20 protein-coding genes and 1 tRNA gene are annotated in these 19,438 nt (G+C 56.5%); 5 read left to right on the plus strand and 16 right to left on the minus strand.

The genetic code is table 11. The features are described 5' to 3' along the window. Positions 1 to 29 precede the first annotated feature (29 nt). The 11 genes from atpA to mnmG all read right to left on the minus strand — a co-directional run bounded on the left by atpA (position 30) and on the right by mnmG (position 10,066). Complete coding sequence (gene atpA / locus OOT55_RS13900; RefSeq protein WP_265366449.1) at positions 30 to 1,574, minus strand: F0F1 ATP synthase subunit alpha; 1,545 nt, start codon at positions 1,572 to 1,574, stop codon at positions 30 to 32. A 16-nt stretch (positions 1,575 to 1,590) separates the two neighbouring features. Next, positions 1,591 to 2,127: a F0F1 ATP synthase subunit delta gene (locus OOT55_RS13905; protein ID WP_265366450.1), complete on the minus strand. Its 537-nt coding sequence runs from the start codon at positions 2,125 to 2,127 to the stop codon at positions 1,591 to 1,593. A gap of 12 nt (positions 2,128 to 2,139) precedes the next feature. After that, positions 2,140 to 2,610 carry a F0F1 ATP synthase subunit B gene (locus OOT55_RS13910; RefSeq protein ID WP_265366451.1) on the minus strand — a complete coding sequence of 157 codons (471 nt, stop codon included), beginning with the start codon at positions 2,608 to 2,610 and terminating at the stop codon, positions 2,140 to 2,142. Between the two features lie 97 nt (positions 2,611 to 2,707). Further along, complete coding sequence (gene atpE, locus OOT55_RS13915; RefSeq protein ID WP_024461771.1) at positions 2,708 to 2,944, minus strand: F0F1 ATP synthase subunit C; 237 nt, start codon at positions 2,942 to 2,944, stop codon at positions 2,708 to 2,710. 48 nt (positions 2,945 to 2,992) lie between these two features. Then, positions 2,993 to 3,925, minus strand: coding sequence for a F0F1 ATP synthase subunit A (gene atpB / locus OOT55_RS13920; RefSeq protein ID WP_265366452.1), 933 nt, complete (start codon positions 3,923 to 3,925; stop codon positions 2,993 to 2,995). 28 nt (positions 3,926 to 3,953) lie between these two features. Beyond that, complete coding sequence (locus OOT55_RS13925) at positions 3,954 to 4,370, minus strand: ATP synthase subunit I (RefSeq protein WP_265366453.1); 417 nt, start codon at positions 4,368 to 4,370, stop codon at positions 3,954 to 3,956. A gap of 171 nt (positions 4,371 to 4,541) precedes the next feature. Then, positions 4,542 to 5,444 carry a ParB/RepB/Spo0J family partition protein gene (locus tag OOT55_RS13930; RefSeq protein WP_265366454.1) on the minus strand — a complete coding sequence of 301 codons (903 nt, stop codon included), beginning with the start codon at positions 5,442 to 5,444 and terminating at the stop codon, positions 4,542 to 4,544. Positions 5,445 to 5,489: 45 nt separating this feature from the next. Further along, on the minus strand, positions 5,490 to 6,290 hold the full coding sequence (locus OOT55_RS13935; protein ID WP_265366455.1) for a ParA family protein: 801 nt from the start codon (positions 6,288 to 6,290) through the stop codon (positions 5,490 to 5,492). Positions 6,291 to 6,442: 152 nt separating this feature from the next. Then, the gene (locus tag OOT55_RS13940; RefSeq protein WP_265366456.1) at positions 6,443 to 7,186 is read right to left on the minus strand and encodes a hypothetical protein; all 744 of its coding nucleotides are present in this window, start codon (positions 7,184 to 7,186) and stop codon (positions 6,443 to 6,445) included. Positions 7,187 to 7,529: 343 nt separating this feature from the next. Beyond that, the gene (rsmG, locus tag OOT55_RS13945; RefSeq protein WP_265366457.1) at positions 7,530 to 8,174 is read right to left on the minus strand and encodes a 16S rRNA (guanine(527)-N(7))-methyltransferase RsmG; all 645 of its coding nucleotides are present in this window, start codon (positions 8,172 to 8,174) and stop codon (positions 7,530 to 7,532) included. Beyond that, positions 8,171 to 10,066: a tRNA uridine-5-carboxymethylaminomethyl(34) synthesis enzyme MnmG gene (mnmG, locus tag OOT55_RS13950; RefSeq protein WP_265366458.1), complete on the minus strand. Its 1,896-nt coding sequence runs from the start codon at positions 10,064 to 10,066 to the stop codon at positions 8,171 to 8,173. Before mnmG ends, rsmG begins: the two co-directional genes overlap by 4 nt. A gap of 596 nt (positions 10,067 to 10,662) precedes the next feature. Here mnmG and OOT55_RS13955 point away from each other — a divergent pair. Both OOT55_RS13955 and OOT55_RS13960 read left to right on the plus strand, forming a co-directional pair. Beyond that, positions 10,663 to 10,738, plus strand: a tRNA-Thr gene (locus OOT55_RS13955). A 35-nt stretch (positions 10,739 to 10,773) separates the two neighbouring features. Next, positions 10,774 to 11,334 carry a DUF924 family protein gene (locus OOT55_RS13960; protein ID WP_265366459.1) on the plus strand — a complete coding sequence of 187 codons (561 nt, stop codon included), beginning with the start codon at positions 10,774 to 10,776 and terminating at the stop codon, positions 11,332 to 11,334. Positions 11,335 to 11,339: 5 nt separating this feature from the next. On the opposite strand, the gene mnmE is transcribed toward OOT55_RS13960, so the two are convergent. Genes mnmE through rpmH form a run of 5 tightly spaced genes read right to left on the minus strand, consistent with a single transcriptional unit; the run spans position 11,340 to position 15,215 of the window. Beyond that, the gene (gene mnmE / locus OOT55_RS13965) at positions 11,340 to 12,704 is read right to left on the minus strand and encodes a tRNA uridine-5-carboxymethylaminomethyl(34) synthesis GTPase MnmE (RefSeq protein ID WP_416140962.1); all 1,365 of its coding nucleotides are present in this window, start codon (positions 12,702 to 12,704) and stop codon (positions 11,340 to 11,342) included. A 3-nt stretch (positions 12,705 to 12,707) separates the two neighbouring features. Continuing rightward, positions 12,708 to 14,396: a membrane protein insertase YidC gene (gene yidC, locus OOT55_RS13970; RefSeq protein ID WP_265366460.1), complete on the minus strand. Its 1,689-nt coding sequence runs from the start codon at positions 14,394 to 14,396 to the stop codon at positions 12,708 to 12,710. 2 nt (positions 14,397 to 14,398) lie between these two features. Further along, a complete protein-coding gene (gene yidD, locus OOT55_RS13975) occupies positions 14,399 to 14,647 on the minus strand; it encodes a membrane protein insertion efficiency factor YidD (RefSeq protein WP_265366461.1) in 249 nt (82 codons plus the stop codon). Positions 14,648 to 14,651: 4 nt separating this feature from the next. After that, a complete protein-coding gene (gene rnpA / locus OOT55_RS13980) occupies positions 14,652 to 15,035 on the minus strand; it encodes a ribonuclease P protein component (protein ID WP_265366462.1) in 384 nt (127 codons plus the stop codon). Between the two features lie 45 nt (positions 15,036 to 15,080). After that, positions 15,081 to 15,215, minus strand: a complete 135-nt coding sequence (gene rpmH / locus OOT55_RS13985; protein WP_024461782.1) for a 50S ribosomal protein L34 — start codon at positions 15,213 to 15,215, stop codon at positions 15,081 to 15,083. Between the two features lie 375 nt (positions 15,216 to 15,590). Between rpmH and dnaA the strand changes: the two genes are divergently transcribed. From dnaA to recF, 3 genes are all read left to right on the plus strand, one after another. Further along, entirely contained in the window at positions 15,591 to 17,135 is a 1,545-nt protein-coding gene (gene dnaA / locus OOT55_RS13990) for a chromosomal replication initiator protein DnaA (protein ID WP_265366463.1), read from the plus strand. Positions 17,136 to 17,196: 61 nt separating this feature from the next. Next, positions 17,197 to 18,300: a DNA polymerase III subunit beta gene (gene dnaN / locus OOT55_RS13995; protein ID WP_265366464.1), complete on the plus strand. Its 1,104-nt coding sequence runs from the start codon at positions 17,197 to 17,199 to the stop codon at positions 18,298 to 18,300. Between the two features lie 22 nt (positions 18,301 to 18,322). Beyond that, complete coding sequence (gene recF / locus OOT55_RS14000) at positions 18,323 to 19,432, plus strand: DNA replication/repair protein RecF (RefSeq protein ID WP_265366465.1); 1,110 nt, start codon at positions 18,323 to 18,325, stop codon at positions 19,430 to 19,432. Positions 19,433 to 19,438 lie beyond the last annotated feature (6 nt).

Here is a 19,438-nt window from a genome sequence, read left to right on the forward strand (position 1 = left end):
TGAAGCGGTGCCTTGCGGCACCGCCGGTCTTACCAGGTCTGAGTGGATTTGAACTTGTCCACCAGGGCTTTCATCTTGCCTTGCAGCTCATCGTTCCAGTTGCCGGTTTCGTTGATTTCTTTCAACAGGTCGGCACCTTCACTTTCAGCGTAGGAGAGCAGGGCGTGTTCAAAGTCCAGAACCTTGTTGACTTCCACGTCTTGCAGATAGCCTTCGTTGGCACAGAACAGAACCAGAGCCATCTGGGCAATACTCATCGGCGAATACTGGTTCTGCTTCATCAGTTCGGTCACGCGTTCACCGTGTTCCAACTGAGCCTTGGTGGCCTCATCCAGGTCAGAGGCAAACTGGGAGAAAGCCGCCAGTTCGCGATACTGAGCCAGAGCGGTACGAATACCACCGGACAGTTTCTTGATCACTTTGGTCTGTGCGGAACCACCCACACGGGATACCGAGATACCCGCGTTCATCGCCGGTCGGATACCGGAGTTGAACATGGAGGTTTCCAGGAAGATCTGACCGTCGGTAATGGAGATCACGTTCGTGGGTACGAACGCCGATACGTCACCGGCCTGGGTTTCAATGATCGGCAGCGCGGTCAGAGAGCCGGTTTTGCCTTTCACTTCACCATTGGTGAACTTCTCGACGTAATCGGCACTGACTCGTGCAGCGCGCTCGAGCAGACGCGAGTGCAGGTAGAATACATCACCCGGGTAGGCTTCACGGCCCGGCGGACGACGCAGCAGCAGGGAGATCTGGCGGTAGGCCCAGGCCTGCTTGGTCAGGTCATCATAAATGATCAGTGCGTCCTGACCGCGATCGCGGTAGTACTCACCAATGGTACAACCGGCGAAGGCCGCCAGGTATTGCATGGCCGCCGGATCCGATGCGGTGGCAGCCACCACAACGGTGTGATCCATGGCGCCATGCTCTTCCAGCTTGCGAACCACGGACGCAATGGAGGAGGCCTTCTGGCCAATGGCCACGTAGATACACTTAATGCCGGAGTCTTTCTGGTTGATGATGGCGTCCACCGCAATGGCGGATTTACCGATCTGACGGTCACCAATGATCAACTCACGCTGACCGCGGCCGATCGGCACCATGGAGTCAACCGCTTTCAGACCCAGTTGAACCGGCTGGTCAACGGACTGACGCCAGATAACACCGGGAGCCACTTTTTCAATGGCGTCGGTTTCTTTGGTGTCGACCGGACCCTTACCATCGATCGGGTTACCCAGTGCGTCGATAACGCGGCCTTCCAGCTCGGGGCCTACCGGCACCTCCAGAATACGACCGGTGCACTTACAGGTCTGGCCTTCGGCCACACCCAGGTAGTCGCCCAGAATTACCGCACCGACGGAGTCGCGCTCCAGGTTCAGTGCCATACCGAAACGACCGCCTTCAAATTCGATCATCTCGCCGTACATCACGTCCATCAGGCCGTGGATACGCACGATGCCGTCGGACACGGAAACCACCGTGCCCTGGTTGCGGGCTTCGGCGGACACATCGAGTTTGTCGATGCGCTGCTTGATAATGTCGCTAATCTCGGATGGATTCAGCTGCTGCATGCTTTTTTCCTCAATCCTACGAATTGATTGCTTTGGCGAGTTTTTCTAACCGACCGCGCATCGAGCCGTCGATGACCAAATCACCTGCTTTAACGATAACGCCCGCCAGAAGCTTCTCGTCGACCTGGGCCCGGACGCTGATTTTGCGCTTGAGCTTGTCGCTGAGTGCCTGAGCCAGTTTTTCCTGCTCCGCGTCCGCCAACTTGAAGGCGGTCGTCAGCTCGACATCCACCGACTGTTCCTGGGCGTGCTTGAACGCCTCGAACAGTTGTTGAATTTCCGGCAACAAAATCAGACGCTTGTTCTGGGCCAGAAGCTGAACATAGTTGCGCACTGGCTGGCTCAGTTCGTCACCGCAGGCCTCGATCAGAACATCGGCCTGTTGTTGGGCCGACAGTGACGGTGACGCGATCCGCTCGGCCATGGTGCCGTATTGGCTGGCGCCGGCCAGAGTCGCCAGTTGCTGGGCCCAACCGCTCAGATCCTGCGCTTCCAGCGCGTATTGAAACGCGGCTTTGGCATAGGGTCGGGCGAGGGTAGTCAGTTCAGCCACAGTTCACCTCACTTAAAGATTGGCAGCCAGTTTGTCGATCATGGACTTGTGCTTGGATTCGTCAATTTCCGCTTCCAGCACTTTCTGTGCACCGAGCAAAGCCAGCTGGGACACTTGGCCACGCAGTTTCTCTTTGGCACGGTTCACTTCCTGCTCCACTTCGGCTTCGGCCGCTGACCGGATACGCTCGGCTTCTACCCGAGCCTGGTCTTTGGCTTCTTCAACAAGCTTGGCGGCGCGCTTATTGGCGGACTCGACGATACCGGCCGCTTCCTGTTTGGCGTCGCGCAGGGTCTTGGCGGCTTTTTCTTTCGCCAATTCCAGATCCTTGTCGGCGCGATCCGCGGCGGCCAGGCCATCCGCAATGCGCTTCTGACGCTCGGCCATTGCGTCGGTGATGAACGGCCACACGTACTTCATGCAGAACAGCACGAAGAAAATAAACGCGATGGACTGTCCGATTAGGGTCAAATTAATGTTCACGCCGATAACCTCTGTTCCAGTAACGCTTTTGGCTTTAACCGTGTGCAATCACAACCGGTGATGCACACGGATCGGGTTTCTGGGAGTTCGCGAGGTCTTACGCCAGGCCCGGTACGGTAACGAACAGGATGTACATGGCGATACCCACACCGATCATCGGAACGGCGTCCAACAGACCGGCGATCAGGAACATCTTGCCCTGCAGCATCGGAGCCAGCTCCGGCTGACGCGCAGAACCTTCCAGCAGCTTACCGCCCAACAGAGCAAAGCCAATGGCAGTACCCAGTGCGCCCAGGCCAATCAACAGTGCAACAGCAATCAGTGCCATACCCATGGTAGTTCTCCTCAGTTTTAAAAAAAGATAAGTGAGTTGTTCAAAACGTTAGTGCGTAAACTGGTCTTCGTCTTCCACATGGTGCGCCATGGCCATGTACACAATGGTCAACACCATGAATACGAAAGCCTGCAGGGTAATCACCAGAATGTGGAAAACCGCCCAACCCCACTGCAACAGGCCGCCGAAAATACCAATGATCAGGCCGGCCGAGTACATGGTGGCAATCAGGATAAAGATCATTTCACCCGCGTAGAGGTTGCCGAACAGTCGAAGCCCAAGGGAAATCGGCTTGGCAATCAGGGCGATGGACTCCAATGCAAAGTTGATTGGAATCAGAAACAGGTTCACATACCACTTGTCAGTATGGAACGGGTGCAGGGTGAGCTCTTTGACAAAACCCATGAAACCTTTCTTGACGATACTGAAGCCGATCATCAACAGGAAGACAGTGAAGCCCATGGACAGGGTGATGTTCGGATCGGTGGTGGGCACGATCTTGAAGTAGAAGTGACTGTCGCCGGCGATCCACATGGCCAGGGAGGGAATCCAGTCCACCGGCACCAGGTCCATCAGGTTCATCAGGAACACCCAGACAAAAATGGTCAGGGCGAGCGGGGCGATCATGGCGTTTTTGTGTTGGAAGCCGTCTTTGACGGTTTTATCGATGAACTCGATGATGATTTCAACAAAATTCAGCAGGCCGGTGGGCACACCCGAGTGGGCTTTTTTGGCCGCCCAGCGGAAGATACCAATAAACACCAGACCGAGCCCGATGGACCAGGCCATGGAGTCGAGGTGAATGGCGTTGAACCCCATGGCGGACATGGCTTCGGAACATTTCGCCACCGTCCAGCCGGTGGTTTCCTGCACCTGGTATCCGTCACAATAGGAGCCTTCTGGCAACTTGCCATAGGTCCAGTTGGTCAGGTGGTGCTGAATATACTCGGTAGTTGTGGGAGTGTACTCTTCCGCTGCCATCCAAATAGTCTCTTTGTGTGAGTTCAACCTAGCCCTGGTGACGCGCCAGGGTGCGGGCGGTAACCAGACTGGCGCCCAGGTGTGCACCGACAAATGCGATAAAAAATGCCGCCAGATGAATCTCTTTCACCTGCATAAACACAGCCGCGAACAGTGCCGCCGTGAGTAAAAACTTGATGGTTTCCGCCCGGTAAATGGCCTGTACTGCGGCCCCGGACTGCCGGGCGCCGCCCACGCGACGAAAACTGTACCAGGCAAAACAGGCGCCGGGGAGGGCACTGACCGCAATCCCCCAGAGCACTGACAGACCCAGCCGGGTCTCAAACAGCCACACCCCGACGGCTGCGCTCAGAAGCAGCATCCAGAACAGCAGCAGGCGCGAAAGGACCGGAGGCCGGGCAATCGACGTTGTGCGGCGCTGTCGTGATGGCGTGGTGTTTATCAAAAGCTCGTCTGTTCGACCAGAGTGTCCAGCCCAGACGCCAAGCGACCGGGCCGCAGCATTATAGGGATAAAGCCCCCCCGCTTCAACCAACGAAAAAGCGATTTCTGACGCCGCCCGTCGCCCAATTGATCCAATATTGCAGCCTCGCGTCTTTTGGTGCCAGATCAGCGATCACTTGATATGGGCGAGAATACCGTCGAGCTCATCCAGATTATTGTAATTGATCACCAACTTGCCCTTACCCTTGGCCGTGTGCTGAATATTCACACCTGCTCCCAGAGTTTCGGACAGTTGCTCCTCCAGGCGACGGATATCCGCCGAGGGCGCTGCGGGCTTCACGGTGTTCTTGTGCTTCTGTTCCTGAAGATTGCGCACCAGGGTCTCGGTCTGACGGACCGATAGCGCCTTACCGACGACCTGTCGGGCGGCGACTCGCTGATCTTCGGGTTCCAGAGTGAGTAGCGCGCGGGCGTGACCCATCTCGAGGTCGCCATGTTCGAGCATGGTTTTGACCTCTTCGGTCAGGGCGATCAGGCGCAACAGATTGGTCACGGTAGTCCGGGATTTCCCCACGGCCTGGGCCACTTCGCCCTGGGTCAGTTCGAACTCCTCCTGCAACCGCTTCAGCGCCATGGCCTCTTCGATCGGGTTGAGGTCTTCGCGCTGGATGTTTTCAATCAACGCCATCGCAATGGCGGCTTCATCCGGCACATCCCGGATGACGGCCGGAATCTTGTCCAGGCCGGCCAGTTGAGTAGCCCGCCAGCGACGCTCCCCGGCAATGATTTCGTATTTATCCGGTGCGACCAGACGAACCACAATGGGCTGCATGACGCCCTGGGCCCTGATGGAGTCCGCCAATTCTTCCAGCGCTTCCGGGTGCATATCCCGGCGGGGTTGGTAGCGGCCTCGCTGGATTTTTTCCACGGGAATGTGGGCCAGCCGGCCGTCCGCTAACGCTTCCTCGACGGCCTGGGGCGAATCCGGAGTGGGTGTGTCCGCCGGAGCCGGCGTCACGCCTGCCCCCAAAAGGGCATCCAAGCCTTTACCTAAGCCTTTGCGTTTTCCCGCCATTACCTTGCCCTGCTGATGGTTTGCTGTAATTCAGTGAAGTTCGAGTCAGGAGTGCGCTGCCTGTGCGGCCGCCTTCTCTTCGTTTTCGTTGCGTCGGATAATCTCGCCCGCCAGCGCCAGATAGGCAATCGCGCCCTTGGACTGGCGATCATAGCTGAGCACTGGCTGACCGTAACTGGGCGCTTCGGCCAGACGCACATTTCGCGGAATGCAGGTCCGGTAGAGCCGATCACCGAAGTGCTGGGACAACTGAGCGGACACGTCATTGGTGAGGCTGTTGCGCGGGTCGTACATGGTGCGCAGCAGGCCTTCGATTTTCAGATTGGGGTTCAGGACTTGCTGAATCCGGCCTATGGTATTCATCAGGGCCGAGAGTCCTTCCAGCGCATAGTATTCGCACTGCATGGGGATTACCACGCCATCGCAGGCGGTCAGCGCGTTGACGGTGAGCATATTGAGCGAGGGTGGACAGTCGATGATGATGTAATCAAACTCGTCTTTGATCGGCTGCAGGCCTTCCCAGAGCAGGCGCTCTTTGCCGTCGAGGGATAACATTTCCACTTCCGCCGCGGTGAGATCACCATTGGCGGGCAGAAGCTTGAACTGACCCGATTCGGAAGTCTGTAGGCACTCGCGGGCACTGGCCTGACGGGTGAGTACGTCGTAAATGGTCAGCTCCAGCTCGCTTTTGTCGACTCCGCTGCCCATGGTGGCGTTGCCCTGGGGATCCAGGTCCACCAGCAGGACGCGTTTTTTCGTCGCCACCAGGGAGGCGGCCAGGTTGACGCAGGTGGTGGTTTTGCCCACCCCGCCTTTCTGGTTGGCTACCGCGTAGATTCGGGTCAAAGCGTTATCCTTTGGATTATTCGAGAAACAGGATCAAAGCCGGGTATTGTGTGGCAAGCGAGGGCTGGGGACAAGTCCGGATGTGAACGTAAAGCGTCGAGGAGGTGTCGCGACCGACTCTGAGAGGAAGCCTGCTTCCCGGACCCAGGTATTCAGGGGGTACTGACATCTCCCAGGAGATCGACCGTTTTGTCTCTTCCGAGATACCAGGTCGCGATCCCAGACTCTACCGAGTAATTGCCCAGGAAAGTCGCGTAATTCAACCCTTCATCTCCTTGGATCACAGCAGTCTGAAGCCGCTTGTAAACCTCCATCATGGCGTCAGGAGACCTGATATCAACGTCTATCCGACAGCGGACCGACCGACATTCAATCGATTTGATGGGCGTTCCCGAAAGAATCTCGTCGTTAGCGAACACTTCGTACAACGCCGTTTCATAATCGTAGGCCCAAAGGCCATCGACCGGCTCTTCCTCGAACACTTGCTCCAGATGATCGCTGACTCCGCGTTCGCTGTCCATCAGACCTTTTTCCTCAACGGTCTCATTGAAAGATTCGCGCATTTGGGAAACTTCTTCTTTCGAACCAAACTTTTCTATCAGTTTTTGGTGATCCATCGAACTCGGCTCAGTGCGGCTGATCGCCCCTTGACTACTGACCTGCTGGATGGGGTTTTCCTCAACCATACGGGGCTTATCAAACGCCGGTAGACTACTCCGCTCCAATGATCGTATTTCCAGCGGTTGTTCAAGTAGGGGGGCCAAATACCCGTCATCCCTATCAGTTACAGTCTCCGAACCACCTTTCTCGTTCATAAGGAAAAAAGCGACCGCCATCGCGACGAGCATCCCCGACAGGGCAACAAAAAAGTGATTAGGGGGAAAAACCGCTTTCATTATCAATCACCGCTCGCTCAATACGATTACAGACCTAAAAAGAGAGAACTCGTTCACACCCCATAAAGCGAGACTGCATTGCAACTGTTGTGCCGTCACTTCCACGTAAAGCCCAAACTTCCGTTATACACGAAACAGTTCCGTCAGGGGTCTGATAATTGTTAATGATTCTTTCAACCAAGTGCCATTTAGCGGCATGAGCTAACGATGACGAAAAGCAAATTGAGAAAAGGAATATAGCAGCAATTATTTTATTTAACTTACGCATAATTTTTACCTCCATGTAAGTGAATATTTTTAGTAAATAAACAAAATTCGATTGGATCAAATTATTATCTTCTGGTCAACTGACTGCCTTCCGCAACTCAAGAACACATCGACTCCCGCCCACACCCGGCACTGCCAGAGTTTGGTGGGATACCAAAGTGACGCGCCCTTCAATTTCCGCCAATTCCGCCTCGGGATAAACGCCTTTCATGGCCATAAACAGGCCTTCTGGTGCGAGTAAGTGCTCACATCCGGATACCATATCCGCCAAACTGGCAAAGGCACGGCTGATCACGATGTCGAAGGGTTGGTCGGGCCGGAACTGTTCGACGCGGCGGTTTTCCACCGCGACGTTGTTCAGCTTAAGCAGAGTCTTGACGTGGAACAGGAACCGGGTTTTCTTGCCGTTGCTGTCGAGCAGGGTGATCTGGCAATCGGGTAAAGCGATGGCCAGGGGGATACCGGGCAGGCCGCCGCCGGTACCCACGTCGATCAGCCGCCGGGGGGTTCTGGCCTGCACATGGGCCAGTACGCTCAGACTGTCGAGCAGGTGCCGGTCGAGCATGGCGTCGATGTCGCGCACGGCGGACAGGTTGTAGGCCCGGTTCCACTTGTGGAACTCCTGCAGGTAAGTCAGCAGCTGCTCCGTTTGAGTCTCAGTAATGGCAAGGCCCAGCTCGGCAATGCCCGCTTTCAACCGGGCCTTCAGGGGGTCGCTCATGAGGCTTGGGAGGTCTCCCGCTGCAAAAGGCCGCGCTTTTTCAGGTGAATCAGCAGCAGTGACACCGCTGCCGGAGTCACGCCCGGTATGCGCGAGGCGCGCGCCAGGGTTTCAGGACGGGCGGCACTCAGTTTCTGCTTCACTTCGTTGGACAGGCCCTCGACCTTGTCAAAATCGAATTCGGTCGGGATCAGGGTCTGTTCGTGGGCGCGCAGGCGATTGATTTCGTCCTGCTGCCGATCGATGTAACCGGAGTACTTGGCATCAATTTCTACCTGCAGCGCGACGCGCTCGTCCGCCACCGGCTCGCCTTTCAGGGCCGCCACATCCGGATAATTCAACTGCGGGCGCTTGAGCAATTCAAACAGGCTGTATTCCCGGTTGAGCGGGGCGTCAATTTTACTTTCCAGCGCCTTGGCGGCGTCGGAACCGGCCTGAACCCAGGTGGTTTTCAGACGTTCCTGTTCGCGGGCGATCCCGTCGCGCTGTTCGCAAAACTGCGCCCAGTGATCATCAGCGATCAGGCCCATGGCCCGCGCCTGCTCGGTCAGACGCAGATCGGCATTGTCTTCGCGCAGCAGCAGGCGATATTCCGCCCGGCTGGTGAACATCCGGTAGGGCTCCTGGGTGCCCATGGTGATCAGGTCGTCGACCAGCACGCCGATGTAGGCTTCATCGCGGCGTGGGCACCAGGCGTCGAGATCCCGGGCGCGGCGGGCGGCGTTGATGCCCGCGAGCAGCCCCTGGGCGCCGGCTTCCTCGTAGCCGGTGGTGCCGTTGATCTGCCCGGCAAAGTACAGGCCTGAAATGGCCTTGGTTTCCAGGCTGTAATTCAGGTCCTGGGGATTGAAGTAATCGTATTCAATCGCATAGCCCGGGCGGGTGATGTGGGCGTTTTCAAAGCCTTTGATCGAACGCACCAGTTCCAGTTGCACATCGAACGGCAGACTGGTGGAAATGCCATTGGGGTAGAGCTCCCGGGTGTTCAGACCCTCGGGCTCGATAAAGACCTGGTGCGAGGATTTGTCCGCAAACCGATGGATTTTGTCTTCGATCGACGGGCAGTAGCGCGGGCCAATCCCCTCGATCACTCCGGAATACATGGGGGAGCGGTCCAGCCCGCCACGGATGATGTCGTGGGTGCGCTCGTTGGTATGGGTGATCCAGCAGCACACCTGCTGTGGGTGCCAGTCCCGTGAGCCCCGGGCGGACATGACCGGTCTGGGCTCGTCGCCCCATTGCTCCTGAAGCTCACTGAAATCCACACTTTTGGCATCGATTCGCGGCGGGGTGCCGGTTTTCAGGCGATCAACGCGCAGAGGCAGCTCCCGCAAGCGGGCCGCCAGAGTCTGTGCCGGCGGATCACCCGCGCGGCCACCGGCATGGTTTTCCAGACCAATGTGAATCTTGCCGCCAAGGAAGGTCCCGGTCGTCAACACCACGGTAGGCGCCAGAAATTTCAATCCCATCTGGGTGACGACGCCCTCGACGGTGTCACCGTTGACGATCAGATCATCGGCCGCCTGTTGAAAAATACTCAGGTTCGGCTGGTTCTCGAGTTGGTTGCGGATCGCGCTTTTGTACAGTGCGCGATCGGCCTGTGCTCGGGTGGCTCGAACGGCGGGTCCTTTGCGGGAGTTCAATACCCGAAACTGGATACCGGCGCGGTCGGTTGCCATGGCCATGGCGCCACCCAGGGCATCAATTTCTTTCACCAGGTGGCTTTTCCCGATCCCACCAATGGCCGGATTACAGGACATCTGCCCCAGAGTATCGACGTTGTGGGTGAGCAACAGGGTTTTACAGCCCATACGAGCGGCCGCCAGACAGGCTTCGGTGCCGGCGTGACCGCCGCCGATGACGATGACGTCAAAGCGCTCGGGGTAAATCATAGCTGGAGGCCTCCGGGGCCGTACCGGTGAAAATGGGCGAGCATTATAGGGCCTGAATCGGATTTGTACAAAAGTTGTTCAGTTTCTAAACAAATGCAAAATAATCAGTTATACAGATAAGTATTAAGTAATTAAGTTAATAGATAAGTTAGTTAAGTATTTAATGCTGTTACTACTAATGGTGAGCGACAATTCTGTGTAGAAGTCCGGAAACTGTTTATCTAACAAAGACTTAGCGTGATAGTAACCCACGGGACAAAGCGCGGGTAACGGGCTGACAAGCTGACCGCAAGCTGGTGACGAAAAGGCAAGTTATACAGAAAATCCGGAATGGCCGAGTTATCCCCAATTTCATCGCCAGCTTTTACCCCCAGGCGTTCACAGGGTTATCCCCAAGACTTCAGTGAATTCACGGTAAATCAATCAGTTATGGGTGAAACCTGTGAACAAGTGTGGATAACCGTTGTAAGTTTACCCTATTGATGGATCTCCAGCTGTGGATAACTGTTGTCCACAGTTGTGTGTAAGTGGGCGATTGGCGTTTTGCGCTGTCGGGGATTGAATACCGCCTCCGGCTACTATTAAATAAATCCAGCGCCGCAATAGCTCAGTCGGCAGAGCAACTGATTCGTAATCAGTAGGTCGGAGGTTCGATTCCTCTTTGCGGCACCACCCGATTCACCGTCATTGACTCCATAGGAGAGGCCATGTCATCCGCCAATGCACGACCGGACGCCGAGGCGGTGTACCAGTTCTGGTTTCAGGAACTGACGTCCAGGCAGTGGTTTACGAAGGATCCCGCGCTGGACGAGACAATTGGTGCCCGGTTTGGACACCTTTTGGAGCAGGCGAAGTGTGGCGAGCTATGGGCTTGGCGAGACACGCCAGAAGGTCGGCTGGCGGAGGTGATCGTGCTCGATCAGTTCTCCCGCAATATTTACCGGGAGCGTCCGGAGGCCTTTGCCCAAGACGCCCTGGCGCTGGTGTTGGCGCAGGAAGCGGTCCGGCAGGGGGCGGATCAGGCCCTGGAGCCTCAGGCCAGGGCCTTCCTATATATGCCTTATATGCACAGCGAGTCGCGGGCGATTCATCAGGAGGCGCTGAAACTGTTTGATCAGCCTGGATTGGAGTACAACCTCAAGTTTGAGATTCGCCACTGGGAGATCATTGAGCGATTCGGGCGTTACCCTCATCGCAATGAGATACTCGGGCGGAAAAGTACGAAAGAGGAATTGAGGTTCTTGCAGGAACCCGGATCGTCCTTCTGAAGCTTTTATTTGCCGATACAGAAGGATGAGAAGATGCGCCCCAGCAAGTCGTCGGGAGTAAACTGACCGGTGATTTCACTCAGGCATTCCTGGGCCTGACGCAGATCCTCGGCGAGCAGTTCCCCGGCGGCGTGGAGCTGCAGTTGCTCCCAGCCATTGTCCAGCGCAGCCCGAGCTCTTTCCAGGGCATCGAGGTGACGGCGCCGGGCGGTAAAGGTGCTCTCGCCCGCGTCTTCAAAACCCATGACGGTTTTCAGGTGCTGCTTCAGCGCATCGACTCCGGCCCCGCTGGCGGCACTGATGGCCAGACAGACCGGGGCCTCGTGACGCACGCCTGGCGGCTCGCCGGTCAGATCAATTTTGTTGCGAATCAACGTCAGCTTGTCGGGGTCCGGTAATTGCTGGACAAACTCCGGCCAAAGCGCGGCCGGATCGGTCACGTCGGTGCTCTGGCTGTCCACCAGCAAGAGGATTCGATCGGCGCGGTGAATTTCCTGCCAGGCCCGCTCCACACCGATTTTCTCCACCTCGTCCGGGGTGTCCCTGAGACCGGCGGTATCGATAATGTGCAGGGGCATACCATCGATGTGGATATGCTCGCGCAGTACGTCCCGAGTGGTGCCTTCAATATGGGTGACAATGGCACTGTCCCGACCGGAGAGGGCATTGAGCAGGCTGGATTTACCCGCATTGGGTTTACCCGCAATCACCACATTCATCCCGTCGCGCAACAGTGTGCCCTGGCGCGCTTGGGCAAACACAGCGTCCAGCCGCTGGCGAATGTCGGCAAGGTCGCCGGCCACTTTGCCATCACTGAGAAAGTCGATTTCTTCCTCGGGAAAGTCAATGGCGGCCTCCACGTAGATGCGCAGGGCAATCAGGGCTTCCACCAACTCATTGACCTTGTGCGAGAAAGCGCCTTGGAGTGAGTGCAGGGCACTGCGGGCGGCCTGCTCGCTGGAGGCGTCTATGAGGTCCGCAATGGCTTCGGCCTGGGCAAGGTCCAGTTTGTCGTTGAGGAAGGCGCGCTCGGAAAATTCCCCGGGGCGGGCCAGTCGGGCGCCCCGCTCGCAGGCACTGCGCAACAGCCAGTCGAGAATGACGGGACCCCCGTGTCCCTGCAGTTCGACGACGTCCTCGCCGGTGAAGGAGTGGGGGCCCGGGAAAAACAGTGCAATGCCCTGATCCAACGCTTCGCCCTGGGTATTGAGAAACGGGAGGTAATGGGCGTGGCGGGGTTTGAGGGGCTGGGCGGTGATCTGTTCGCCAATAGCGCGCGCCTTGGGGCCCGACAGGCGAATGATACCGACACCACCGCGACCGGTGGCGGTGGCGATGGCGGCGATGGTGTCGGTGGGGGTCAGGTCCACGAGTTAGCTTTTTACTCCTTCGCGTTCAATCTGACGGGTAATAATGTACTGCTGGGTAATGGACAGGGTATTGTTGGTTACCCAGTACAGCACCAGACCCGCCGGGAAGAACAGGAACAGGAAGGTGAACACAATGGGCATCAACTGCATGATTTTCGCCTGAGTCGGATCCGGCGGCGTCGGGTTCAGCTTGAACTGAATGAACATGGTCAGACCCATAAGCAATGGCAGGACATAGTAGGGGTCTTTGACTGACAGATCCTGAATCCACAGGAAGAAGGGCGCATGACGCAGCTCGACACTTTCCATCAGTACCCAGTACAGCGCCAGGAACACCGGCATCTGGATCAGAATGGGCAGGCAGCCCCCCAGCGGGTTCACTTTTTCCTTTTTATAGAGCTTCATCAACTCCTGGGACATTTTCTGGCGATCGTCGCCGTAGCGTTCTTTCAGCTCCGCCATTTTCGGGCTCAGCTTGCGCATTTTCGCCATGGACCTGTAGCTGGTGGCGCTTAGCTTGAAGAATGCTGCCTTAATTATAATTGTCAAAGCAATAATTGCGAGCCCCCAGTTGTTCAGGAAGCCGTGCAACCAGTCCAGCACGGTGAACAGAGGCTTGGCAATCCACCACAGCCAACCGTAGTCGACGGTGAGGTCCAGGTAGGGTGAGATGGTCTCCAGCTTCTGGGTGTCTTTGGGACCGGTGTAGAACTGGGCGGAGATCTGGCCTTGAGTACCGGGCGCTACTTCGGTGCTCGGGCTGGTGAAACCGAGCAGGTACATGTCGCGGTTTCCCAGTTGACGAAGGTGGTAGTTATGGGTTTTTTCCGCGTCCGGAATCCAGGCGCTGACAAAATAATGCTGGACCATGGCGACCCAACCACCTTCTTTCTGGGTTTTGAAGGTCTGTTCGCTCAGGTCATCAAAATCCAGTTTTTTGTACTTTTCCTCATCGGTGGTGATCGCGGCACCCAAAAACGGGTTGAGGGCGAAGAGTCCGCCCGGTCCGGCGCCGGCAGCGGAACTGTCGCGCTTGATCTGTCCGTAGAGGTTGGCCTGCCAGGGCTCGTCGCTCTGGTTATCGACCAGGTAGTCGAGTCTGACCAGGTACTCACCACGCTCGAAGGTGTATCGCTTGGTGATGGTCACGTCACCCTGTTGATAGGTCAGGTCGACCTGCAGTTGGTCCGCGCCGTCTGCCAGTTGGTATTGCTGCTGACTGGACTGAAAGACGGGCCGTTCGCCGTCCCGGGTGTCGGTAGCATTGCGCCCCACCAAACCACTTTGCGCGACATAGGTTTGTGCGTCGGTGTTGTTGAGCAGCACATAGGGTTCGTCGGGTTTATTCAGGCGGGCGTAATGCTGACGTAGGGCCGAGTACACCAGGTCGCCGCCGCGGGGATCGATTTCCACGATCAGGGTATCGGTTTCCACGCGAATGGGCTGGCGTGCGGCGTTGTTTTGGCTGGGCACCTCGACATCGTTGGCCGTGTCTCCCGGAGCCGAGGGCAGTTCGCTCGCGGTATCGGTTGCGTCCGGAATATCGTTGTCGTTCTCAGGGGAAGAGGTCTGCTCCGAACGGGGTTGACTGGACTGTTCGGCGAGGCTCTCCTGGAAGTCGTTGTAGCGGATAACCAGAGTGAACACGACGGCGCACATGGCCGTGATTAACAGGGTTTTTTGCCAATCCATCTTTATTTACTGCCATCAGTAGGGTGTGAGTGATTGGGGTGGGCCGGAACAGGATCCTCGCCCCCGGGATGCCACGGGTGGCATTTTAATAGTCGGCGAACGGTCAGATAACCCCCGCGAAGAACACCGTGACGGGCAATGGCCTCCTCGGCGTAGTGGGAGCAGCTTGGATAGAAACGGCACTGATTGCCTACCCAGGGACTGAGTAGATAACGGTAGAGCCAAATCAGTCGAAGTGCCAGCCAACGCATGGGGTCAACCTGTCGATTCGGGGGTGGACGCCGCCAGGGCTTTGCGGGCAATGCGCAACCACTGTCGGTCCAGCTGATCGATAAGGGTGCGATTATCCAGACTGTCCATACCCTTTCGCGCCAATACAATAACATCAATACCGGAAAAGGTCGGTGGTTGGCGGCGAAAAGTTTCCCGAATGAGGCGTTTCATCCGATTGCGTTCGGTGGCCAGACGGATGTGTTTTTTGGCGATGATTAACCCGAGGCGAGCAGAGGAGTGCTCATTGGGCCGTGCCAGTATCAGGAAATGCTTGTGGGAGGCGCGAAACGGGGCGTCCGCAAAAACCGCTTGAAAGTCGTCAGAGGTAAGCAGCCGGTGTGCTTTGGGGAAAGCCTGGGAAGCCACTTAACTCTGACAACTAAAAACGGTGCAGCGCAAAGGCGGGCACGTTTATACGGCCAGAGCCTTGCGACCTTTGGCACGACGACGAGCCAGTACAGCGCGACCGTTTTTGGTGGCCATGCGAGCACGGAAACCGTGGGTGCGCTTACGCTTCAGTACGCTGGGCTGAAATGTTCTTTTCATGGAAGTAACCTGCCGTTCGAATTCCTGGTAAACCCGCACCTGGCGGGAAAAGAGGCGCGATTTTATAGAAAATCGAGGCTAAAGGCAACGGATTGGTGGGGGTTTCTCGGTATTTCTCCCGATAAAGCGGTAAATTTGCGGTTATTCCTGTTTATGAGGTGCTTGTCAATAGGTTAACAACAGGATATCCACAGGTATTGGTTAATAAATGATCGGTTTTGGTGGTCGTATCTGTGGGTAAAGGTAGAGCAAGCGTTCAGATAACTTATTGAAAAGACACTGTTAATAATAAAAATTATGCAGAAAAAAAGATTCCCGGACTGTGGATAACTACATTTATAGAGAGTACACTAGCTTCCGTTTTTTTGGATAATAATGCACCGGGGGGAAGGGGTTTTGCCGGAATCTGTTTGGAAACTTTGCGCGTCGAGTTTACAGGATGAGCTGCCTCCCCAGCAGTTCAACACCTGGATACGGCCGCTGCAAATTGATGCCAGCGCGGAAACCGGACAACTTCGGCTCTTGGCGCCCAATCGGTTTGTCTGCGATTGGGTGAATGAGAAGTTTCTGCATCGTATCCGCGAGCTTGTCGAGGACTTCCAGTCGGGTCAGGCTCTCAGTGTTGAGGTGGGTATAGGCCCTCGGCCTGGTGGTGTCGGCGCTCGACGTCCGGCCAATCAGTCTGCCGCTGCGTCCGTCTATCCTCAGGGGCAACCCGGCACGGGTGCGTCTTTCAGTGGCGGGGACAGGGGGGCGGCGTCGGACTCGCTCGCGTTTGGTCGCGCCGGCGGGTCAGCGCCCGAAGAGACTCGAGGGGGCGGCGGGGTTGAACCGCCGCCCAGATCAGAGCCCTCACCCCCGGTCAATAGCACAGTCGAGGTTGAGGGGGCGCTAAAGCACAACAACAACCTCAATCGCACCTTCAATTTCACCAGCTTCGTGGAAGGCAAGTCCAACCAGTTGGGTCTGGCTGCGGCTCGACAGGTCGCGGAAAATCCCGGTGGTTCCTACAATCCGCTGTTCATCTATGGCGGTGTAGGACTGGGTAAAACCCACCTGATGCAGGCGGTTGGCAATGCTCTGGTGGATAAAAATCCGAATGCCAAGGTGATTTACCTTCACTCGGAGCGGTTCGTTGCGGATATGGTCAAGGCGTTGCAGCTCAACGCCATCAACGACTTTAAACGCTACTATCGTTCGGTGGATGCGCTACTGATTGATGACATCCAGTTTTTTGCCGGCAAGGAACGCTCCCAGGAAGAATTTTTCCATACCTTCAATTCGCTGCTTGAAGGTGGCCAGCAGATTATTCTCACCTGTGACCGTTACCCCAAAGAAATCAACGGCCTGGAGGAGCGCCTCAAGAGTCGGTTCGGTTGGGGGTTGACGGTCGCGGTAGAGCCGCCGGAGCTTGAGACCCGGGTGGCGATTCTGATGAAAAAGGCCGATCAGAGTCACGTCGATCTGCCTCATGAAGCGGCGTTTTTTATTGCCCAGAGGATCCGCTCCAACGTGCGTGAGCTGGAAGGCGCCTTGAAGCGGGTTGTGGCGAATGCCCAGTTCACCGGAAGGCCTATTGACGTGGACCTGGTGCGTGAAGCCCTCAAGGACCTGCTCGCCTTGCAGGACAAGCAGGTGGGCATAGATAATATCCAGAGGGTGGTGGGCGAGTACTACAAGATCAAGCTGAACGACTTGCTGTCCAAGCGGCGCAGCCGGTCGGTGGCTCGTCCCCGTCAGGTGGCCATGGCCCTGGCGAAGGAACTGACGAACCACAGCCTGCCGGAAATTGGCGAGGCGTTTGGAGGTCGGGATCACACCACCGTCTTGCACGCCTGTCGCAAAATAAAACAGATGCAGGAAGAGGATGCGGATATCCGGGAGGATATGAAGAATCTGCTGCGCTCCCTGACGACTTGATTGTTCACCGTGAATCTCTGATTCAGGAAAACGCCTAACAGGAATAACAGGAAGAGACCCAATGAAATTTGTCGTGTCCCGCGAAGCTTTGTTGAAGCCCCTGCAACTGGTGGGAGGGGTGGTTGAGCGCCGTCAAACACTGCCGGTGTTGTCGAATGTATTAATGGTGATTGATGGTGAACAGCTGTCTCTGACCGGTACCGATCTCGAGGTGGAAATCGTTGCCCGAGTGGCCCTGGAAGCGCCTGCTGACGCCGGGGAAGTCACGGTACCCGCCCGCAAGTTGGTTGATATTTGCCGGTCTCTTCCAGAGGGAGCGAGCATTGAGTTTGCTCAAGATGAGCAGCGGATGGTGGTCAAAAGCGGACGCAGCCGGTTCACCTTGTCGACCTTGCCGGCCAGCGATTTTCCCAATGTGGAAGACGGCCCGAGCGATCTGCAGTTTGCCTGTCCTCAGCGTGAGATCAAACGATTGATCGAGCGAACCGCATTTGCCATGGCCCAACAGGACGTTCGTTATTACCTCAATGGTATGTTGTGGGAGGTCAAAGAAGGCCAGTTACGGGCGGTGGCGACGGATGGGCACCGCATGGCGATGTGTACCCGCCCCGTGCCGGTGAGCGTCCAGGATACCATCCAGGCCATTCTGCCGCGTAAAGGGGTATTGGAGTTGTCCCGCCTGGTGGATGATATCGACGCTACCGTTGACGTCACCCTGAGCGCTAACCATATCCGGGTGGCCACGGGTGATTACACCTTCACTTCCAAGTTGGTGGATGGCAAGTTTCCGGATTACGAGCGAGTCTTGCCCCGCGGTGGGGATAAGGTAGTGTTTGGTCCGCGCTCTGAGTTGAAGCAGGCCTTTGGACGCACCGCGATCCTGTCTAATGAGAAGTACCGCGGTGTACGCTTGTTGCTGGACGATGGGGTAATGACCATTGTGGCCAACAACCCGGAGCAGGAAGAGGCGGAAGAGCAGGTCGCGGTGGATTACAGCGGCGACTCTCTGGAAATGGGGTTCAATGTCAGCTACCTGCAGGACGTGGCGAACGTTATTTCAGCCGATCACATCAAAATGACCCTGTCTGACGCCAACAGCAGCGCTCTGCTGGAGGAGCCCGAAGATGGAGACTCGCTGTACGTCGTAATGCCGATGCGCCTCTGATAGAGGCGTTTCGGCGCCCTTTATGTCTGTTTCCCGCCTGAGTATCCAATCTTTGCGAAATCTGGAGAGCGTGAGCCTGACTCCCTCTCCACGTACCAATCTCATCTACGGCCAGAATGGTTCCGGCAAAACCAGTGTGCTGGAGGCGGTTCATATTCTCGCCCTGGGCCGGTCATTCAGAAGCCACAAGCATAAGCCGCTGATTCAGTGGGGCAGGGAGCAATTTACGGTGTTTGCCGAAATCCAGTATCAGGGAAGCTGTGTTCCGGTCGGACTGCAGCGTTCCCTGAACGGGGAGGTCAGCTTCAAAGTGAATGGTAGAGCGGTCAGTTCATTGGCTGAGCTGGCGTCAGTGCTGCCGCTTCAGGTGATAGATGCCCATACATTTCTGTTGCTGGAAGGGAGCCCGAAAGTCCGCCGACAGTTCATGGACTGGTTGGTGTTCCACGTGGAACCTTCCTTCTTTCCCGCCTGGAAGGCCGCACAGCGCTGTCTGAAACAACGCAATAGCCTGTTGCGACGTGATAGAATAGAAACCAGTGAGTTGAGCGTTTGGGACCGAGAATTGTCCAATTTGACTCAACAGATCCACGAGTGTCGCGAGAGAGCCATAGAGCGTTTTCGGCCGGTATTTCTCACGTTGCTCGAAGAGTTTATTCGCATCCCCGGCGTCAGCCTGACCTACCAAAGAGGGTGGGATAAAAACCGCTCCTACCAGGAAGTGCTTGCGGATAACTTCGAACGGGACCGCCATATGGGGTATACCCAATCCGGCAGTCATCGGGCTGACCTTCGAATTAATGTTGAAGGGCAACCCGCTGGGGATGTTCTGTCTCGAGGCCAGCAAAAACTGGTGGTCTGTGCACTAAAGATTGCGCAGGGCTATGTGTACGCACAGGAAACGGGCGGACGTTGTATATATTTGGTCGACGACCTGCCGGCAGAGCTTGATGCCGACCACCGAGCCACCCTGGTGAACTGGTTGGACAAGCTGGAGACCCAGGTCTTTATCACCGGTGTTGATAAGCCGTCGCTACTGGCGGATTGGCAAGACCGGCCAGAAGCTATAACCAGAGTGTTCCACGTGGAACAGGGCACTGTCACCGCGGACGTGAATACCGAACAGCAGTGAAATCGG

It is taken from the genome of Marinimicrobium sp. C6131 (genome assembly GCF_026153455.1).
Lineage (GTDB): Bacteria > Pseudomonadota > Gammaproteobacteria > Pseudomonadales > Cellvibrionaceae > Marinimicrobium.